We start from the raw sequence: 14,911 nt of genomic DNA on the forward strand, positions 1-14,911 counted from the left end.
TGCGGCCTCCCCGAACACACCGGGGAGGCCACGCCGTGAATCGGCCCATTTAGCCGAACTGGATCCACGTGGTCTTGGAGGCCGTGTAGTTGTCGAAAGCCTGCAGCGAGAGGTCGCGCCCGAAGCCCGACTGCTTGAACCCGCCGAACGGCGTCGTGTTGCCCAGGGCATCGACGGTATTCACCGACACGGTACCGGCGACCAGCTCCGCTGCAACGCGATGGGCGCGGCCCAGGTCCGAGGTCCACAGCGAGGCCGCCAACCCGTAGTCCGTGGCGTTGGCCATGGCAACGGCCTCCTCCTCGGTGTCGAAGGGCTGCAGCACGGCCACGGGCCCGAAGATCTCCTCCCGGTGCACCTCGTGCCCAGCATCAAGTCCGCCAAGCAGCGTGGGTTCCAGGTAGGCATTCGACCCACGGATCTCGAGACGTTCGCCGCCGAAGAGAACGGCACCCTCGCGGCGTCCGCGGTGGACCCATGTCTCCACGGAATCGGTGTGGCCGCCAGAGACCAGCGCCCCGTTGCCGGAGAGCCCCGCCAGCGGATCGGCGGGCGCGTACGCCGCGGCCGCACGCTCCAGCAGTGAAAGGAACTCGTCGTGGATGGAGCGCTGGACCAGGATGCGCGAGTTGGCGGAGCACACCTGCCCCTGGTTGTAGAACGCCCCGAAGGCAGCCTTGTCCGCGGCCAGTGCCAGGTCCGTGGTGTCGGCGAAGACCAGGTTCGAGCTCTTGCCGCCGGCTTCGAGGCTCAGGCGCTTGAGGTTGCTGCGTCCCGAGGCTTCGAGCAAGGTACGCGAGACGGCCGTCGATCCTGTGAAGGCCAACGCATCCACGTCCATGTGCAACGCCAACGCCGATCCGACCTCGCGCCCGGAACCGGTCACGACGTTGAGCACCCCGTCCGGCATTCCGGCCTCTGCCGCCAGCTCTGCGGCGCGCAGGATGCTCAGCGAGGTCTGCTCGGCCGGTTTCAGCACCACCGAGTTCCCGGCAGCCAGAGCGGGGGCAAGCTTCCAGACTGCGATCTCCAACGGGAAGTTCCACGGCACGATGGCAGCCACGACGCCCAGCGGCTCGCGGGTCACCAGCGCCGTGGCACCCGGTGGCACTGCCGGAAGTTCTCCCGATTGCTTGTCGATGGCCTCCGCATACCAGCGCAGCGTGGAAATGGCGCCCGGGACATCGACGGTGCTCGCCTGCAGGATCGGCTTTCCGCTGTCGAGGCTCTCCAGCAGTGCCAGTTCCTCGGCGTGCTTTTCCATCAGGGCGGCCCAGGCCAGGAGCACCGATTTCCGCACCTCAGGGCCGGAGCGCGACCATGCAGGGAAGGCCCTCCGGGCTGCGGCCACCGCCGCATCGACGTCGTCCGAGCCGCAGCCGCTGAGCAGAGCTAGTTCGCGGTTGTCGATCGGGCTGGTGGTCGGGCGCCTGCGGCCGGAGGCCGCGTCGCGACGTTGGCCGTTGATGATGGCGCGGCCGTCGATCCGCAGGGCATCGGCCAGGGTATCCCATGTGGCCAAGGTCTGGTTTGTCATGTGTGTTCTCCATTGGTTGCAGGTGGTTCTCAGGCGCGCACCGCGGCAGGTTCCCGGCGCGCCGGATGGCTGTGGCGCAGGACGGCCGAGGCCGTCGCCAGCGCCAGGAGTTCGAGGGCAACAAGGCCGAGCATGGCGGCGCCGTGCTCGCCGGCGGGCCCGCGGCCCGCGTGTGCCCCGTGCCCATGCCCTTCCATCCCGGGCATGCCGATCCACAGCAAGTGGATGACCGCCATGGCCGCAGACATCAGCATGAGCTGGAGCGCGGATTTCCCGAGGTTGCAGCGGGCCGCCCGCAGGTGGGGCAGGCAAGTGAGGCAGAGCGCGCCCATGGCTCCCATGGCCAGCGCCGATACGCCCTCGGATCCGAGCGCGGCCAGCAGGTGGGCGGCCGAAACCAGCAGCACGACACCGCGCAGCAGCCACGACATGGCGCGTGCGCCGGCCTCGGGGAAACCCGGTTCCTCTTCCATCGCTTTGCAGCCCTTCCACCGGTGCTTGGAACGATGCCCCGCCAAAACACCCTTTACGGGCGCCGGTGATGTGGGTAACATCGAATTGTTGATTGAACAGTTGTATCACCAAAACCCCAGCTTGAGGAAGACCCATGACTCTCCAAACCGACCGCCGGGCCACGCAGACCGCGCACCCCCTGGACCAGCTGACCACCGACGAATTCAGTGCCGTGCGCTCCATCCTGGACACCGCCGGGCTCGTGCCGGAGACCACCCGGTTTGCCTACGTCGGCCTGCTGGAGCCGTCCAAGGACGAGCTCTACCCGGAGGTTTCCCCGGGCACCGACCGGCGTGTGCGGGTCATGCTCTGGGACGCGGCGCTCTCCCGCTCCCTGGACCTCACGGTGTCCCTCGCCAGCCGCAGCGTGCTCAGCCTGCGCGAGCTGGACCCGGCGGTCGACGGACAACTTCCGGTGCTGCTCGAGGAATTCGAGATCATCGAACAAATCCTGGCGGCGGACGAACAGTGGATCGCCGCGCTGGCATCCCGCGGGCTGACCACCGCCCAGGTCCGCGTCGCCCCGCTCTCGGCGGGGGTCTTCGACTACGAGGACGAGACGGGCAAGCGCCTGCTTCGCGGGCTCGGTTTCCGCCAGGACCACCCGGCAGACCACGCCTGGGCGCACCCGATCGACGGGCTCGTGGCCTTCGTGGATGTGGAGAAGCGGCGCGTCAACCACCTCATCGACGACGGCCCGGTCCCCGTCCCGGACGTCAACGGCAACTACACGGACCCGGCCATCCACGGGGAGCTGCGCACCGACCTCAAGCCGATCGAGGTCATCCAGCCCGAGGGAGCCAGCTTCACCCTCGAGGGCAACCACCTGTCCTGGCTGGGCTGGGACCTGCGCGTTGGCTTCGACGCCCGGGAGGGACTCGTCCTGCACCAGCTGCACCACACGCTCGACGGTCGGCGGCGCCCCGTCATCCACCGCGCCGCGATCTCGGAAATGGTCGTCCCCTACGGCGACCCCGCCCCCTACCGCAGCTGGCAGAACTACTTCGACTCCGGGGAATACCTGGTGGGCCGGGATGCGAACTCGCTGAAACTCGGGTGCGACTGCCTGGGCGAGATCACCTATCTCTCCCCCGTGGTGGCCGACGACTTCGGCAACCCGCGCACCATCCCCAATGGCATCTGCATCCACGAGGAGGACGCCGGGATCGCCTGGAAGCACACCGACGAATGGGCGGGGTCCAACGAGGTCCGCCGCAACCGCCGGCTCGTCGTCTCCTTCTTCACGACCGTCGGCAACTACGACTACGGCTTCTACTGGTACCTCTACCTGGACGGCACCATCGAGTTCGAGGCCAAAGCGACCGGCATCGTCTTCACCGCGGCCCTGCCGCACAAGGGCTACGCCTACGCCTCGGAGATCGCCCCGGGCCTGGGCGCCCCGTACCACCAGCACCTCTTCAGCGCCCGCATGGACATGATGGTCGACGGCAGCACCAACCGCGTCGAGGAACTGGACCTCAAGCGCCTGCCCAAGGGAGAGGGCAACCCCCACGGAAACGCCTTCACGCAGCAGCGCACCGTCCTGGCCTCCGAGGCTCAGGCCGTCCGCGACGCCGACGGCACCGTGGGCCGGGTCTGGCACATCAGCAACCCGGGGTCGCTGAACAAGATGGGCGAGCCCGTCGGCTACACGCTCTACCCGGAGGCCGCCCCCACCCTGGCGATGGCCGACGACTCCTCCATCGCCTCCCGGGCCGCCTTCGCCCGGCACCACCTGTGGGTGACCCGGTTCGCCGCGGACGAGCTCTACGCCGCGGGCGACTTCGTCAACCAGCACCCCGGCGGCGCCGGCCTGCCGGCCTTCGTCGCCCGGGACCGCGGGCTCGACGGCGAGGACCTGGTGCTCTGGCACTCCTTCGGGCTCACCCACTTCCCGCGCCCGGAGGACTGGCCGATCATGCCGGTGGACACCACCGGATTCAAGCTCAAGCCGCACGGTTTCTTCGACCAGAACCCGACGCTGAACCTGCCCGCGTCGACCGCCGGCCACTGCGCGCCCGGCGGCTGCGAGGGCGGCAAGTAGCCGGCTCCGGACCCCGCCGCGGCGATCCGGCCGCGGTGGTACAGTGACGACGGGCGGGCTCCCGCGGGACCCCGCCCGTCACCCGTCTTTCCAGGAGGAAGAACCCCCATGCCCCGGTTGGTCGACCACGCCGAACGCCGCAGCGCCATCATCGAAACCACCTGGAAGGTCATTGCCGAGCGCGGCATCGAGAATGCCAGCATGCGCGACATCGCCCGCGAGTGCGGCTACGCGGCCCCCGGGATCCTGGCGCACTACTTCCCCAACAAGGACGCCCTGCTGCTGGCCTCCTACGAACTGATCTGCCAACGGACCAACGAGCGCATCGCCGCCTCCACCGCGGGCAAGCGGGGGCTCGCCGCGCTGCGCACCCTCTGCCTGGAGATCATCCCGGCGGAGGACCTGACCGCCGTGGAGGCGCGGGTCGCGGTGTCCTTCTGGCAGCGGGCGCAAAGCGACACCGAGCTGCGCCGGGTGGGGCGCGACGCCCTCGCATTCTGGCACGCGGCGATCATGTCGTGCCTCGCGCAGGAACGCGCCGACACCGGGGCGCACGGACCCGCGGACCCGGACCTGGTGGCCGACGAGCTGCTGAACACCATGATGGGGCTGCACATCACCGCGATGCTCGACCCCGGGGCCATGACCGGCTCGCGCCAGCGCCGGCTGCTCGACGGCATGCTCGAGCGGATCTCGCTGGCCCTGGTCTAGCCCCGGGCCTCCCGGTCCCGCGACCGCGCCGCGAGCCCCTCCACCTGCATGCGCACCGCCTGCGCCACGGCGCGCGTCCTGGCGGTGGGGCGCTGGATGCGCAGCCGGGCGATCACCGTCTGCAGTTCCGGGACGCGTCCCTTGATCGCCACGGGCACCACGCGCCCGCCGTCGTACGTGAAATCATGCTGCGGACGCTGGTGCAGGATCGAATACCCGTGCCCGTTGGCCACGAAGGTGCGCACCGTCTCGTAGCTGCCGGAGCGGAAACGCACGTTGGGCTCCAGACCGGCCTCGGAGAGGATCGAGAGCATCAGCTCGCGGGTGTGCGGCAGGTCCAGCAGCACGAACGGCTCGTCCCGCATCTCCGCCAGGTCCACCTCCGCGCGCTGGGCGAAACGGTGTTCGGGCGGCAGCGCGAGGTACGGGCGGGCGCCGTGCACCGCCGTGGCGGCGACCTCCTCGGGCAGTCCCAGGTCGTAGCAGAGCGCCAGGTCCACCTGGCCGTTGAGCAGGGCCGCGGAACAGCCCGCCGCGTCGGCCTCCACCACCTCCAGTTCGAGGTCCGGGTGCTCCAGGCGCATCCGGCTGAGCAGTCCGGGAAGCAGGAACGGGGCCAGCGTGCTGAAGCAGGCAAGCCGCACGCGCCCGGCGAGGCTGGCCTGCTCGCCGCGGGCGTGGTCGACGGCCTCCTCGACGTGGGCCAGCACGGCCAGCGCGTCGCGCAGGAACAGCTCGCCCGCGGGGGTGAGCACCAGCCCCTTGGAACGCTGGCGGATGAAGAACTGCGAGCCGATCTGGCGCTCGAGCTGGGCCACGGCACTTGACACCGCGGACTGCGCGACGTTCAGCCGCTCGGCGGCCCCCGTCATCGACAGCCGCGCGGCGGCCTCGGCGAAGTACCTCATTTGCGTCAACGTCACGTCCATCCCCCGAGCATAGACCATTGCATCTGAAATTCAGATGCATCTTCTCTAAAAAAACTGTTAGACAGATGTGCTGGTGCGTTGAATGCTTGACTCACGCACCCGCGTCCCGGAGCGGGCACCCGCCCGGGATGGCGGCCCACCCCCAGAACAGACCGACCGCCGGCAGGCCCGGCCACAGGAAAGGCGGCAGGACCGTGAAACACACCCGCATCCGCACCTTCAACACCAAGGACACCTACCCGGAGCAAAACCTGGACAACGACCTCTGCCAGGCGGTTGTCGCCGGCGGCGTCGTCTACCTGCGCGGGCAGATCGGCCAGGACCTGGACACCCGCGAATCTGTGGGCATCGGCGACGTGGAGGCCCAGACGGAGAAGGCCATGGCCAACATCAAGATGCTGCTGGAGGAGGCCGGGGGCACCCTGGAGGACATCGTCAAGGTGACCGTCTACCTGATCGACCCGCGCTACCGCGAAACCGTGTACCGCACCATGGGCCGCTGGCTCAAGGGCGTCTTCCCCGTCTCCACCGGGCTCGTCGTCTCTGCCCTGGCCCGCCCCGAATGGCTCGTGGAGATCGATGCCACAGCAGTGCTGTCGGGGGACGCGAAATGACCTTCAGCATCGCCGGCACGGACGGCAACGGTCGGTTCGGCCTGGCCGTCGCCTCCTCCTCCCCCGCGGTTGCGGCACGCTGCATCCACCTGCGCGACGGCGTGGGCGCCGTCAGCTCCCAGAACATCACTGACCCGCGGCTGGGCCCGGCGCTGCTCGACCGCCTCGAGGCCGGCGAGGATGCCCGGCAGGCACTTGACGCCGTCGTCGCCGCGGCGCCGGACATCGACTTCCGGCAGCTCGTGGTCCTGGATTCGCACGGCGGATCCGCCCTTTACAGCGGCGCCCGGACCCTGGGGATCCACGGCCACGGCCGCGGGCCGGCCAGCGCGGGGGCCGGCAACATGCTGGCCTCCGCCTCGGTGGCGCAGGCGGCCTGCGACGCTTTCGAGTCGGCCGGCGGCGAGCTCGAGGAACGGCTGCTGGCCGGGTTGCGCGGGGCCCTGGCCGCCGGTGGCGAAGCGGGCCCCGTGCACTCGGCAGGCCTGTCCGTCGTCTCGGGCCACGGCTGGAGGGACACCGACCTGCGCGTTGACTGGCACGGGGACCCCGTCGCCGAGCTGGGCAGGCTGCTGGGGATCTGGCTGCCGCAGCGCCAGGCCTATGTGACCCGGGGGCTGGACCCCGTCGCGTCCGAGGGTTACGGGGTGCCCGGCGATGACAGATAGCACCCTGCTGCCCCCGGCACGCACGGCGGGCACCGCCCGCGGGCGGGTCCTCGAGGCCGTCCGCGCTGAGCACCGCGCGCTGGTGGAGCTCTCCGAAACCATCCATGCCAACCCGGAAACAGGCTGGGAGGAACACCGCGCCGCGGCCTGGACCGCCAACTACCTCGAGGCCCGCGGGTTCGCCGTCGAACGCGGGTACCTCGGGTTCCCCACGGCGCTGCGCGCCGTGCTGGGCACCGGCCGCCGGCGCATCGGGCTGATGGCGGAGTACGACGCGCTGCCCGGGCTCGGGCACGCCTGCGGCCACAACATCATTGCCGCCGCCTCCGTGGGTGCGGCCTGCGCCCTGGCCGGCTTCGCCCGGGAGTACGACCTGTCCATCGAGCTCTACGGGACGCCCGCGGAGGAGGGCGGCGGCGGCAAGATCGAGATGCTCAAGCGCGGTGCCTTCGCCGGCCTGGACCTCGCGATGATGGTCCACCCCAGCCCCGTCGACTCCGCGGAGGCAAACCCGTTCGCCGTCGCGCACCAGCACGTGGAGTACCGCGGGAAGTCGGCGCACGCCGCCGCCTACCCGGAGCAGGGAATCAACGCCAACGACGCCTTCGTCATCGCCCAGGTGGCCCTCGGCATGCTGCGCCAGCAGCTTCCCGCCGAAAGCCGGGTCCACGGGGTGCAGACCCGCGGCGGGGAGGCACCCAACGCCATCCCGGAAACCACCCGGGGCCGCTGGTACGTCCGCGCCGAGACGCTTGCCGAACTGGGCCCGCTGAACGAGCGGGTCAACAGGTGCTTCGAGGCCGGCGCCCTGGCCACGGGCTGCGAGTTGGAGATCACCGCCGAGTCCGAGCCCTACTCGGAGTTCCGGACCGACGAACGCGCGCTGGGGATCTACCGGCGCCACGCCCTCGCACTGGGCCGCACCTTCGATGCCCCGCCCGAACAGGCCACCATGAACCGCGCCTCGACCGACATGGGCAACGTGTCCCAGGTGGTCCCCGCGATCCACCCCTACATCGGGCTCGGCTGCTTCCCCGCGGCCAACCACCAACCCGAATTCGCCGCACACTGCGTCGGGGACGCAGCAAACCTCGCCATCCACGACGGCGCCGCGGCCCTCGCGCTGACCGCGTTGGACTACGTCGGGGCCCCGGAAGACCCCAGGAAACGAGTGGACACGCCATGAACCAGCACCCGAAAGGCACCGCCGGCACCCGCCTGGAGCGCGATTCCCTGGGCGAACGGGAGGTTCCGGCCGACGCCTACTGGGGCATCAGCACGCTCCGGGCCATCGAGAACTTCCCGGTCAGCGGCCGCCCGGTGGGCAGCCTGCGCTCGCTGGTCAGCGCCTTCGGCGCCCTCAAGTGCGCCGCGGCCAGGGCCAACGCCGCCCTGGGCCTGCTTGATCCGCCACGGGCGGCCGCCATCGAACTGGCGGCCCTGGAGGTGCGCGACGGCGCGCTGGACGAGCATTTCCCCGTCGACCGCATCCAGGGCGGGGCCGGCACCAGCACCAACATGAACGTCAACGAGGTCATTGCCAACCGGGCCCTGGAGATCCTCGGCTTCGCCAAGGGCGACTACCGCGAGCTGGACCCGATCGACCACGTCAACCGCAGCCAAAGCACCAACGACACCTACCCGACAGCCGTGAAGATCTCCCTGCTCTCGGCGCTGGAGGACTACCGCACCGAGCACCGGCTCCTGGCGGACTCCTTCGCCGCCCGGGGAACCCGCTTCGCGGGGATCGTGAAGGTCGGGCGGACCCAACTGCAGGATGCCGTGCCGATGACGCTGGGCCAGGAGTTCGCGGCGTTCGCCGAGACGCTGCGCGAGGACCTGCAGCGGCTGGCCGAACTCGTGCCGCACCTGCTGGAAATCAACCTCGGCGCCACGGCCATCGGCACCGGCATCACCGCCCACCCGGAGTACCGCGCGCTTGCCGTCCGGGAGCTGGGCCGGCTGACGGGGCTGGAACTGGTCTCCGCGAAGGACCTGATCGAGGCAACCTCCGACACCGGTGTGTTCATGCTCCTTTCCGGCGTGCTGAAACGCTCGGCCATCAAGCTCTCGAAGATCTGCAACGACCTGAGGCTGCTGTCCTCGGGGCCGCAGGCCGGTTTCAACGAGATCATCCTGCCCGCGGTCCAGGCCGGCTCCTCGATCATGCCCGGGAAGGTCAACCCGGTGATCCCGGAGGTCGTGAACCAAGTGGCGTTCCGGGTCGTCGGTGCCGATGCAACCGTCACCATGGCGGCCGAGGCGGGGCAGCTGCAACTCAATGCCTTCGAACCGGTGATGGCCGATTGCCTGCTCGAATCCATGCAGTGGCTCACCGCGGCCTGCCACACGCTGCGCACCAGGTGCGTCGACGGCATCGAGGCCAACGAGCCCGTGCTGGCCAGGCGCATGGAGGAATCGGTCAGCGTCGTCACGGGCATGGCGCCGCTCATCGGCTACGCCGCGGCCGCCATGCTGGCCAAGGAATCCCTGGCCACCGGGCGCAGCGTCAGGGAGCTCGTTCTCGACCGCGGGCTCCTCGGGGCAGACAGGCTGGACGCCCTGCTCTCCCCCGCGGTGCTGGCGGGACTGCCCGCCCCCGCATCCCCGTAGCCTGCGGCGGGACCCACCGTGCCCTGCCGATTCATATCTAAAAAATCGATGCAATCGAACGAGAACAAATGTTTGAACGATGCCGCGAAATGCGGTTTCGTGAATGTATTCCGATGGACAAAACACCTGCCGCATCGCAGCGGACAAGACTACCTAGAACAATGGAGGTTGGCATGTCGAACCAAGAGACCGAGGTCTTGATTGTCGGCGCAGGCCAGGCCGGAGTGGCCATGAGCGAGCACCTGGGCGCGCGAGGCATCCCGCACCTCGTCCTGGAACGGGACCGCATCGCCGAACGCTGGCGCACCGGGCGATGGGACTCCCTGGTGGCCAACGGGCCTGCCTGGCACGACCGCTTCCCCGGCATGGAGTTCGACGACGTGTCCCCCGACGGGTTCGCCCCCAAGGACCGCGTCGCGGAGTACTTCGAGGCCTACGCCGCGAAGTTCGATGCCCCCATCCGTTGCGGCGTCGAGGTGACAAACGTGCGCCGGAACACCGGAAAGCCCGGTTTCCACGTCGAAACCACCGACGGAACCATCAACGCCCGCTACGTGGTGGCCGCGACGGGTCCCTTCCAGCGGCCGCTGGTTCCCGCGGTCGTCCCGGACGACTCCGGGTTGGTGCAGCTGCACTCCAGCTCCTACCGCAATCCGCAGCAGCTGCCGGAGGGCGGTGTCATGGTGGTCGGCGCCGGATCCTCCGGGGTGCAGATCGCCGAGGAACTTCGCCGCTCGGGCCGGCCCGTCGTCCTCTCGGTCGGGCCGCACGACCGCCCGCCGCGCCAGTACCGCGGCAAGGACTTCTGCTGGTGGCTCGGGGTCCTGGACAAGTGGTCGGCCTCGGCGCCTCCCAAGGGAGCCGAACACGTCACCATCGCCGTCAGCGGCGCCAACGGCGGGCACACCGTGGATTTCCGGGCCCTCGCCGCGCGCGGCATCAAGCTGGTCGGCCGCACCGAGTCGTACGCGGACGGAACCATGGCCTTCGCGCCGGACCTGGCGCGGAACATCGCCAACGGCGACGCCAACTACCTTTCGGTGCTGGACGAGGCTGACGCCTACATCCTCCGCAACGGCCTGGACTTCCCGGAGGAACCGGAGGCCAGGATCCTGGCCGACGACCCGGCCGACCTGACGGACCCCACCCTTGCGCTCGACCTTGCGGAAGCCGGAATCACCTCCATCGTCTGGGCCACCGGATTCGCCCTCGACTACGGCTGGTTGCCGGCCGACGCCGTCGACGCCAACGGGCGGCCCAGGCACCAGCGCGGGGTGTCCACGGAAACCGGGATCTACTTCCTGGGCCTGCCCTGGCAGTCACACCGCGGATCGAGCTTCATCTGGGGAGTCTGGCACGACGCCAAGTACCTGGCCGAGCAGATCACCATCCAGCGCGGCTATCTGAAACACCTGGCCGATGAGCCGCTGCGTCCCGGACAGCTCGCCTCCGGCCCCGCCGCCGACCCCCTCGATGAGGGCGCCGCGGTACCCCAGGCGGTCTGAGGATCCGGCGGCGCCGTCAACGTCCCGCCCGAGGCACCACGCCACAGCGCACCCCCGCCGGGGGCAGCCCTGCGGCGTGGTGCTTCTGCGTTTCGGCCTCGAACACACAGGCCAACGTTTCCGTCGCACACGAAGCACCGGGCGATTCAAATAACGTAACCGATCGACAAGGTAAATATCTTAGGTTAGCCTTACTTCATCGCTTTGCTGGCGTTAGGCCGGCGGACGGGGCTTTCGCAGTGGTCCCTCCGCCGGCCTCCTCACTAGATCAGGAAGTACCCGATGGAAGCCATCTTGTTCCCGACGCACATCAACCAGGAACACGAGTATGGCGTGGCCAGCCACTACCTGGTCGGCACCGAGTTCTACCCGAGCGCACACAACCAGCGCGACCCGTACGCGCTGCCCAGCTACGAAATCGTCGGGCACTGGGTCTACCCGACCCCCTACAACCCCCACGCCAGCCACGAGTACCCGATGTTCATGTTCGCCGAGGAGCACCTGGTTTCCACCGGGCACGGAGGGGCCCCCGCGGGCCTGCCCATGTACGAAATCCACTGCACCTGCCCCGGCCACAGCTCCCCGTTCTACGCGTAGGCGGGCCGCCGCCGGTACGACCATGCTGCGGCCCGGCGCTAACTCAAAGGCCTTGACCAACAGTGCTTCCGCGGGTCGACGTGGAACATTGCGGGAACAGCAAATGCCGTGCACCCCTCACTTTCCCCAGTAGGCTGAATAGTTAATCCCTTCGACGGAAAGAAAGCCCGATGCTCGCATTCGCAGTGATCGGAGGCATCGGCCTCCTGCTCCTGATCCTTTCCATGACCCTGGGAGAGATGTTCGACCTCTTCGACGGGTTCATCTCCACCACCGCGGTCGGTGCGGCCGCCACGCTCTTCGGGGCCGCGGGCGCGATAGTGCTGCTCAACGACGGCCCCCTGTTCCTGGCCTACATCGCCGGCTCCGTCCTGGGGGCCATCGCCATCGTGTGCGTGGCACTGCTTGCCCGGAAGATGGCCAGCATTTCGAACGCGCAGCCCCACGAGGTCATCGGGCTCCTGGGCGTCGCCACCACGGACATCAACGACGTCATCGGAAAGGTCCAGCTGAACCACCCCGATGAAATCAACCAGCGCCTCGCATTCTCAACCAGCCCCATCGAGCGGGGCACACCCATTGCCGTCGTCGCCATTGTCGGGGACCGCATCAGGGTCGCATCCACCTCTGAACTGAACGGAGCCTAACCCATGGATTTTGCCGCAAACGGAACGGTCATCGCCGTCGCAGCGATCCTCGCCGTCCTCATTGCCCTCGTCTGGTACGCCACCACCCGCCTTGTCACGGTGGCCCCCAACCAGGCGGTCATTCGCGCGGGCAAGGGCGCGAAGGGCCAGGTGCAGATCTTCACCAAGGGCATTGTGCTTTTCCTGCCGGTCATCCACCAGAAGTACGTGATGTCCCTTGAACAGCGCCAGGTTGAACTCGCCGTGGAAGGCGTTGACAAGAACTTCATCACCACCTCGGTGACGGCCAGCCTGAACTTCAAGTTCGACGACTCGGTCGAGGGCATGAGCAAGGCCGTCCAGCGCTTCCTCACTCACTCCAAGGAGGACCTGAACGCCTCGGTGACGAAGTCTGCCGAAGGCGTGCTGCGCGGCATCGTCTCGGCCATGTCGGTCGAGGACGCAAACAACAACCGCAAGGAATTCCAGGACCAGTCCCTGGAGTCCGCCGTCACCCAGTTCGCCGAGCAGGGCATCCAGATCGATGCCTTCAACATCTCTTCGGTCAGCACCCCGTCGCGCACCGTGGTCGGCCCGGACAACAAGCCGACCACCATCGACTACCTGGAGGAAGTCGGCAAGCCGGGCCTGGAGCGCGCCAAGCGCGAGGCCCGCATCGCCACGTCCAAGGCCTTCCAGGAATCCGAAGCCGCCCGCATCGAGCAGGAAGCCGCAACGGCCGCCCTGGCCCGCGACCTCGCCATCAAGAAGTCCGAGTTCAAGGCCGAGGAGGACCGCGCCGCGGCCATCGCCAGCTCGGCCCACGAGCTGGCCAAGGCGGAGCAGGACGTCCTGGTGGCGGAGCTCGAACGCAAGGCACTGGCCGAAAAGGCCCTCGTGGAGCAGGAACGCCTGGACATCGAGGTCCACAAGCCGGCCGACGCCCAGGCGTACAAGCTGCGCACCGAGGCGCAGGCCAAGCGCGATGCCGACGTCTTCAACGCAACGGCCCGTTCCGAGTCCAAGGCCATCGAGGCCGACGGCGCCAAGCGCGCATCCATCGCCGATGCCGAGGCCCGCGCGGCAGCCCAGACGGTGGAGGCAGAAGCCTCGAAGAACGCCGAGGTGTTCCGCGCCCAGGGCCAGGCCACCGCCGTGGAACTGAACGCCAAGGCCGAAGCGACGGCCGTTGAGTACAACGCCAAGGCCGAGGCCGACGCCATCCGCCTGCGCGGCGAGGCCGAGGGCGCGTCCATCGCCGCCATCGGCGCGGCAACCGCCTCGGCGGAGGATGCAAAGGCCACGGCACTGACCGGCCACACCCAGGCCAGCCTGGCGTTCCTGGCGATCAGCGCACTCCCGGAGGTCGTCAAGGCCAGCTCGGATGCGATGTCGGGCATCGACAACTACACGGTCATCAGCTCGGACGGCGCCTCGGATGCCGTCAAACAGGCGAACCGCGTCGTCACCGAAGGCCTGGCCATGATCAAGGCCGGCTCCGGCGTGGACCTCGGCGAGATGCTGTCGGGTCTGCTCGGCGGCGGAGCGAAGCCCGTCGCCCCGGCGAACGACACGCCGGTTGCCGCAGCAGAGCCCCAGGGCGACACCAAGCTCGAAACCCCTGTCTTCGAGCAGAACTAGCCGGCAATACACGACGCCCGGCCGGGTTTCCGGCCGGGCGTCGTGTGTTCCTGCGGACCCGGAGCCGGCCGCAAGCTAGCCCAGGGTCTGCAGGAACGCCGCAATGTCCTCGGCGACACGCCCGGGCTGTTCCCAGAGGACCAGGTGTCCGGTGTTCGCGTAGACCACGAGCCGCGAACCGGGGATCGCCGCCGCCAGCCCGTCCTGCTGGGCCCGCGGCAGGACTCCGTCCCGCTCGCCCCACAGGATGAGCGTGGGGCACTCGATGCTCCCGGCTTCTGTCGGCGGCATCGCGCCGCAGAGCCCGTCGAGGGTCCCGCCCCAGACCTGGGCGGGGATGTTGGCACCGTCCCGGATCCGGTCCTCGAGGTACCACTGCGGAACCGGGGTGGCACAGGGGAACCAGGAAAGGGACTTGCGAACCCATCCGGGATCCACGGGATCACCGAGGGACTCGACCTCGCCGGCAAAGTCCGGCCGGCCCCGCAGGCTGAGCGGGGAACCGACCAGCACCAGGGCAGCCACTCGATCCGGCGCGGCAACCGCAACCTGCTGGGCGACGTAGCCCCCGCTCGACGATCCCACCACGACTGCCGATTCGAATCCGATGGCATCGATGAACCCCACGACGTCCGCGGCCATCGCGCCCAGCGAGTACCCCGCCGACGGCTTCTCCGACTGCCCGTGGCCCCGCTGGTCGACGGCCGCCACACGCACCGAGGCGGGAAGCAACGGCAGGAGCCTGTCAAAGGATCGGCGTGTTTCGCCCCAGGCGTGCAGCAACAGGACGGGCCTGCCTCCCTCCGGGCCGGCCATCGCATAGGAGAGCCCGGTGCCGTCGGGCAACACGGCCCGCAACGTCTTTTCCGCGTTCACGGTGCAACCTTAACCCCGCGGGGACCCGGTGCCTGCG

14 protein-coding genes are annotated in these 14,911 nt (G+C 69.0%); 10 read left to right on the forward strand and 4 right to left on the reverse strand.

Annotated elements, in window-relative coordinates; genetic code table 11:
- Positions 1 to 49 precede the first annotated feature (49 nt).
- Both ACSYDW_RS05595 and ACSYDW_RS05600 read right to left on the reverse strand, forming a co-directional pair.
- Positions 50 to 1,537, reverse strand: a complete 1,488-nt coding sequence (locus ACSYDW_RS05595) for an aldehyde dehydrogenase family protein (protein WP_438337721.1) — start codon at positions 1,535 to 1,537, stop codon at positions 50 to 52.
- A gap of 29 nt (positions 1,538 to 1,566) precedes the next feature.
- Positions 1,567 to 2,010: a hypothetical protein gene (locus ACSYDW_RS05600; protein ID WP_438337722.1), complete on the reverse strand. Its 444-nt coding sequence runs from the start codon at positions 2,008 to 2,010 to the stop codon at positions 1,567 to 1,569.
- A gap of 134 nt (positions 2,011 to 2,144) precedes the next feature.
- Here ACSYDW_RS05600 and ACSYDW_RS05605 point away from each other — a divergent pair, with 134 nt between their 5' ends.
- Entirely contained in the window at positions 2,145 to 4,094 is a 1,950-nt protein-coding gene (locus ACSYDW_RS05605; RefSeq protein ID WP_438337723.1) for a primary-amine oxidase, read from the forward strand.
- A 108-nt stretch (positions 4,095 to 4,202) separates the two neighbouring features.
- Positions 4,203 to 4,805 carry a TetR/AcrR family transcriptional regulator gene (locus ACSYDW_RS05610; RefSeq protein ID WP_438337724.1) on the forward strand — a complete coding sequence of 201 codons (603 nt, stop codon included), beginning with the start codon at positions 4,203 to 4,205 and terminating at the stop codon, positions 4,803 to 4,805.
- On the opposite strand, the gene ACSYDW_RS05615 is transcribed toward ACSYDW_RS05610, so the two are convergent.
- Complete coding sequence (locus ACSYDW_RS05615; protein WP_438337725.1) at positions 4,802 to 5,734, reverse strand: LysR substrate-binding domain-containing protein; 933 nt, start codon at positions 5,732 to 5,734, stop codon at positions 4,802 to 4,804. The genes ACSYDW_RS05610 and ACSYDW_RS05615 overlap by 4 nt on opposite strands.
- A gap of 194 nt (positions 5,735 to 5,928) precedes the next feature.
- On the opposite strand from ACSYDW_RS05615, the gene ACSYDW_RS05620 reads away from it, so the two are divergent.
- The 8 genes from ACSYDW_RS05620 (at position 5,929) to ACSYDW_RS05655 (ending at position 13,998) form a co-directional block, all read left to right on the forward strand.
- Positions 5,929 to 6,348 (forward strand): RidA family protein, encoded by a 420-nt coding sequence (locus ACSYDW_RS05620; protein WP_438337726.1) that lies wholly within the window; start codon positions 5,929 to 5,931, stop codon positions 6,346 to 6,348.
- Positions 6,345 to 7,016 (forward strand): DUF1028 domain-containing protein, encoded by a 672-nt coding sequence (locus tag ACSYDW_RS05625; protein WP_438337727.1) that lies wholly within the window; start codon positions 6,345 to 6,347, stop codon positions 7,014 to 7,016. Before ACSYDW_RS05620 ends, ACSYDW_RS05625 begins: the two co-directional genes overlap by 4 nt.
- Positions 7,006 to 8,202, forward strand: coding sequence for a M20 family metallopeptidase (locus ACSYDW_RS05630; protein ID WP_438337728.1), 1,197 nt, complete (start codon positions 7,006 to 7,008; stop codon positions 8,200 to 8,202). The genes ACSYDW_RS05625 and ACSYDW_RS05630 overlap by 11 nt, the downstream gene beginning before the upstream one ends.
- Positions 8,199 to 9,629: an aspartate ammonia-lyase gene (locus ACSYDW_RS05635; RefSeq protein ID WP_438337729.1), complete on the forward strand. Its 1,431-nt coding sequence runs from the start codon at positions 8,199 to 8,201 to the stop codon at positions 9,627 to 9,629. The genes ACSYDW_RS05630 and ACSYDW_RS05635 overlap by 4 nt, the downstream gene beginning before the upstream one ends.
- 173 nt (positions 9,630 to 9,802) lie before the next feature.
- Positions 9,803 to 11,134, forward strand: coding sequence for a flavin-containing monooxygenase (locus ACSYDW_RS05640; RefSeq protein WP_438337730.1), 1,332 nt, complete (start codon positions 9,803 to 9,805; stop codon positions 11,132 to 11,134).
- Between the two features lie 282 nt (positions 11,135 to 11,416).
- The gene (locus ACSYDW_RS05645; RefSeq protein ID WP_438337731.1) at positions 11,417 to 11,731 is read left to right on the forward strand and encodes a hypothetical protein; all 315 of its coding nucleotides are present in this window, start codon (positions 11,417 to 11,419) and stop codon (positions 11,729 to 11,731) included.
- Between the two features lie 170 nt (positions 11,732 to 11,901).
- A complete protein-coding gene (locus ACSYDW_RS05650) occupies positions 11,902 to 12,378 on the forward strand; it encodes a hypothetical protein (protein WP_438337732.1) in 477 nt (158 codons plus the stop codon).
- Between the two features lie 3 nt (positions 12,379 to 12,381).
- Positions 12,382 to 13,998, forward strand: coding sequence for an SPFH domain-containing protein (locus ACSYDW_RS05655; RefSeq protein WP_438337733.1), 1,617 nt, complete (start codon positions 12,382 to 12,384; stop codon positions 13,996 to 13,998).
- 75 nt (positions 13,999 to 14,073) lie between these two features.
- Here ACSYDW_RS05655 and ACSYDW_RS05660 read toward each other — a convergent pair whose 3' ends face one another.
- Positions 14,074 to 14,874, reverse strand: coding sequence for an alpha/beta fold hydrolase (locus ACSYDW_RS05660; protein ID WP_438337734.1), 801 nt, complete (start codon positions 14,872 to 14,874; stop codon positions 14,074 to 14,076).
- Between the last annotated feature and the right edge of the window lie 37 nt (positions 14,875 to 14,911).

It is taken from the genome of Paeniglutamicibacter selenitireducens (assembly GCF_051550675.1).
Classification (GTDB): domain Bacteria; phylum Actinomycetota; class Actinomycetes; order Actinomycetales; family Micrococcaceae; genus Paeniglutamicibacter.

Coding starts and splice junctions, on each gene's coding strand:
- ACSYDW_RS05595 (WP_438337721.1), bottom strand. CDS start 1,537: ATGACAAACCAGACCTTGGCCACATGGGATACCCTGGCCGATGCCCTG.
- ACSYDW_RS05600 (WP_438337722.1), bottom strand. CDS start 2,010: ATGGAAGAGGAACCGGGTTTCCCCGAGGCCGGCGCACGCGCCATGTCG.
- ACSYDW_RS05605 (WP_438337723.1), top strand. CDS start 2,145: ATGACTCTCCAAACCGACCGCCGGGCCACGCAGACCGCGCACCCCCTG.
- ACSYDW_RS05610 (WP_438337724.1), top strand. CDS start 4,203: ATGCCCCGGTTGGTCGACCACGCCGAACGCCGCAGCGCCATCATCGAA.
- ACSYDW_RS05615 (WP_438337725.1), bottom strand. CDS start 5,734: ATGGACGTGACGTTGACGCAAATGAGGTACTTCGCCGAGGCCGCCGCG.
- ACSYDW_RS05625 (WP_438337727.1), top strand. CDS start 6,345: ATGACCTTCAGCATCGCCGGCACGGACGGCAACGGTCGGTTCGGCCTG.
- ACSYDW_RS05630 (WP_438337728.1), top strand. CDS start 7,006: ATGACAGATAGCACCCTGCTGCCCCCGGCACGCACGGCGGGCACCGCC.
- ACSYDW_RS05635 (WP_438337729.1), top strand. CDS start 8,199: ATGAACCAGCACCCGAAAGGCACCGCCGGCACCCGCCTGGAGCGCGAT.
- ACSYDW_RS05640 (WP_438337730.1), top strand. CDS start 9,803: ATGTCGAACCAAGAGACCGAGGTCTTGATTGTCGGCGCAGGCCAGGCC.
- ACSYDW_RS05645 (WP_438337731.1), top strand. CDS start 11,417: ATGGAAGCCATCTTGTTCCCGACGCACATCAACCAGGAACACGAGTAT.
- ACSYDW_RS05650 (WP_438337732.1), top strand. CDS start 11,902: ATGCTCGCATTCGCAGTGATCGGAGGCATCGGCCTCCTGCTCCTGATC.
- ACSYDW_RS05655 (WP_438337733.1), top strand. CDS start 12,382: ATGGATTTTGCCGCAAACGGAACGGTCATCGCCGTCGCAGCGATCCTC.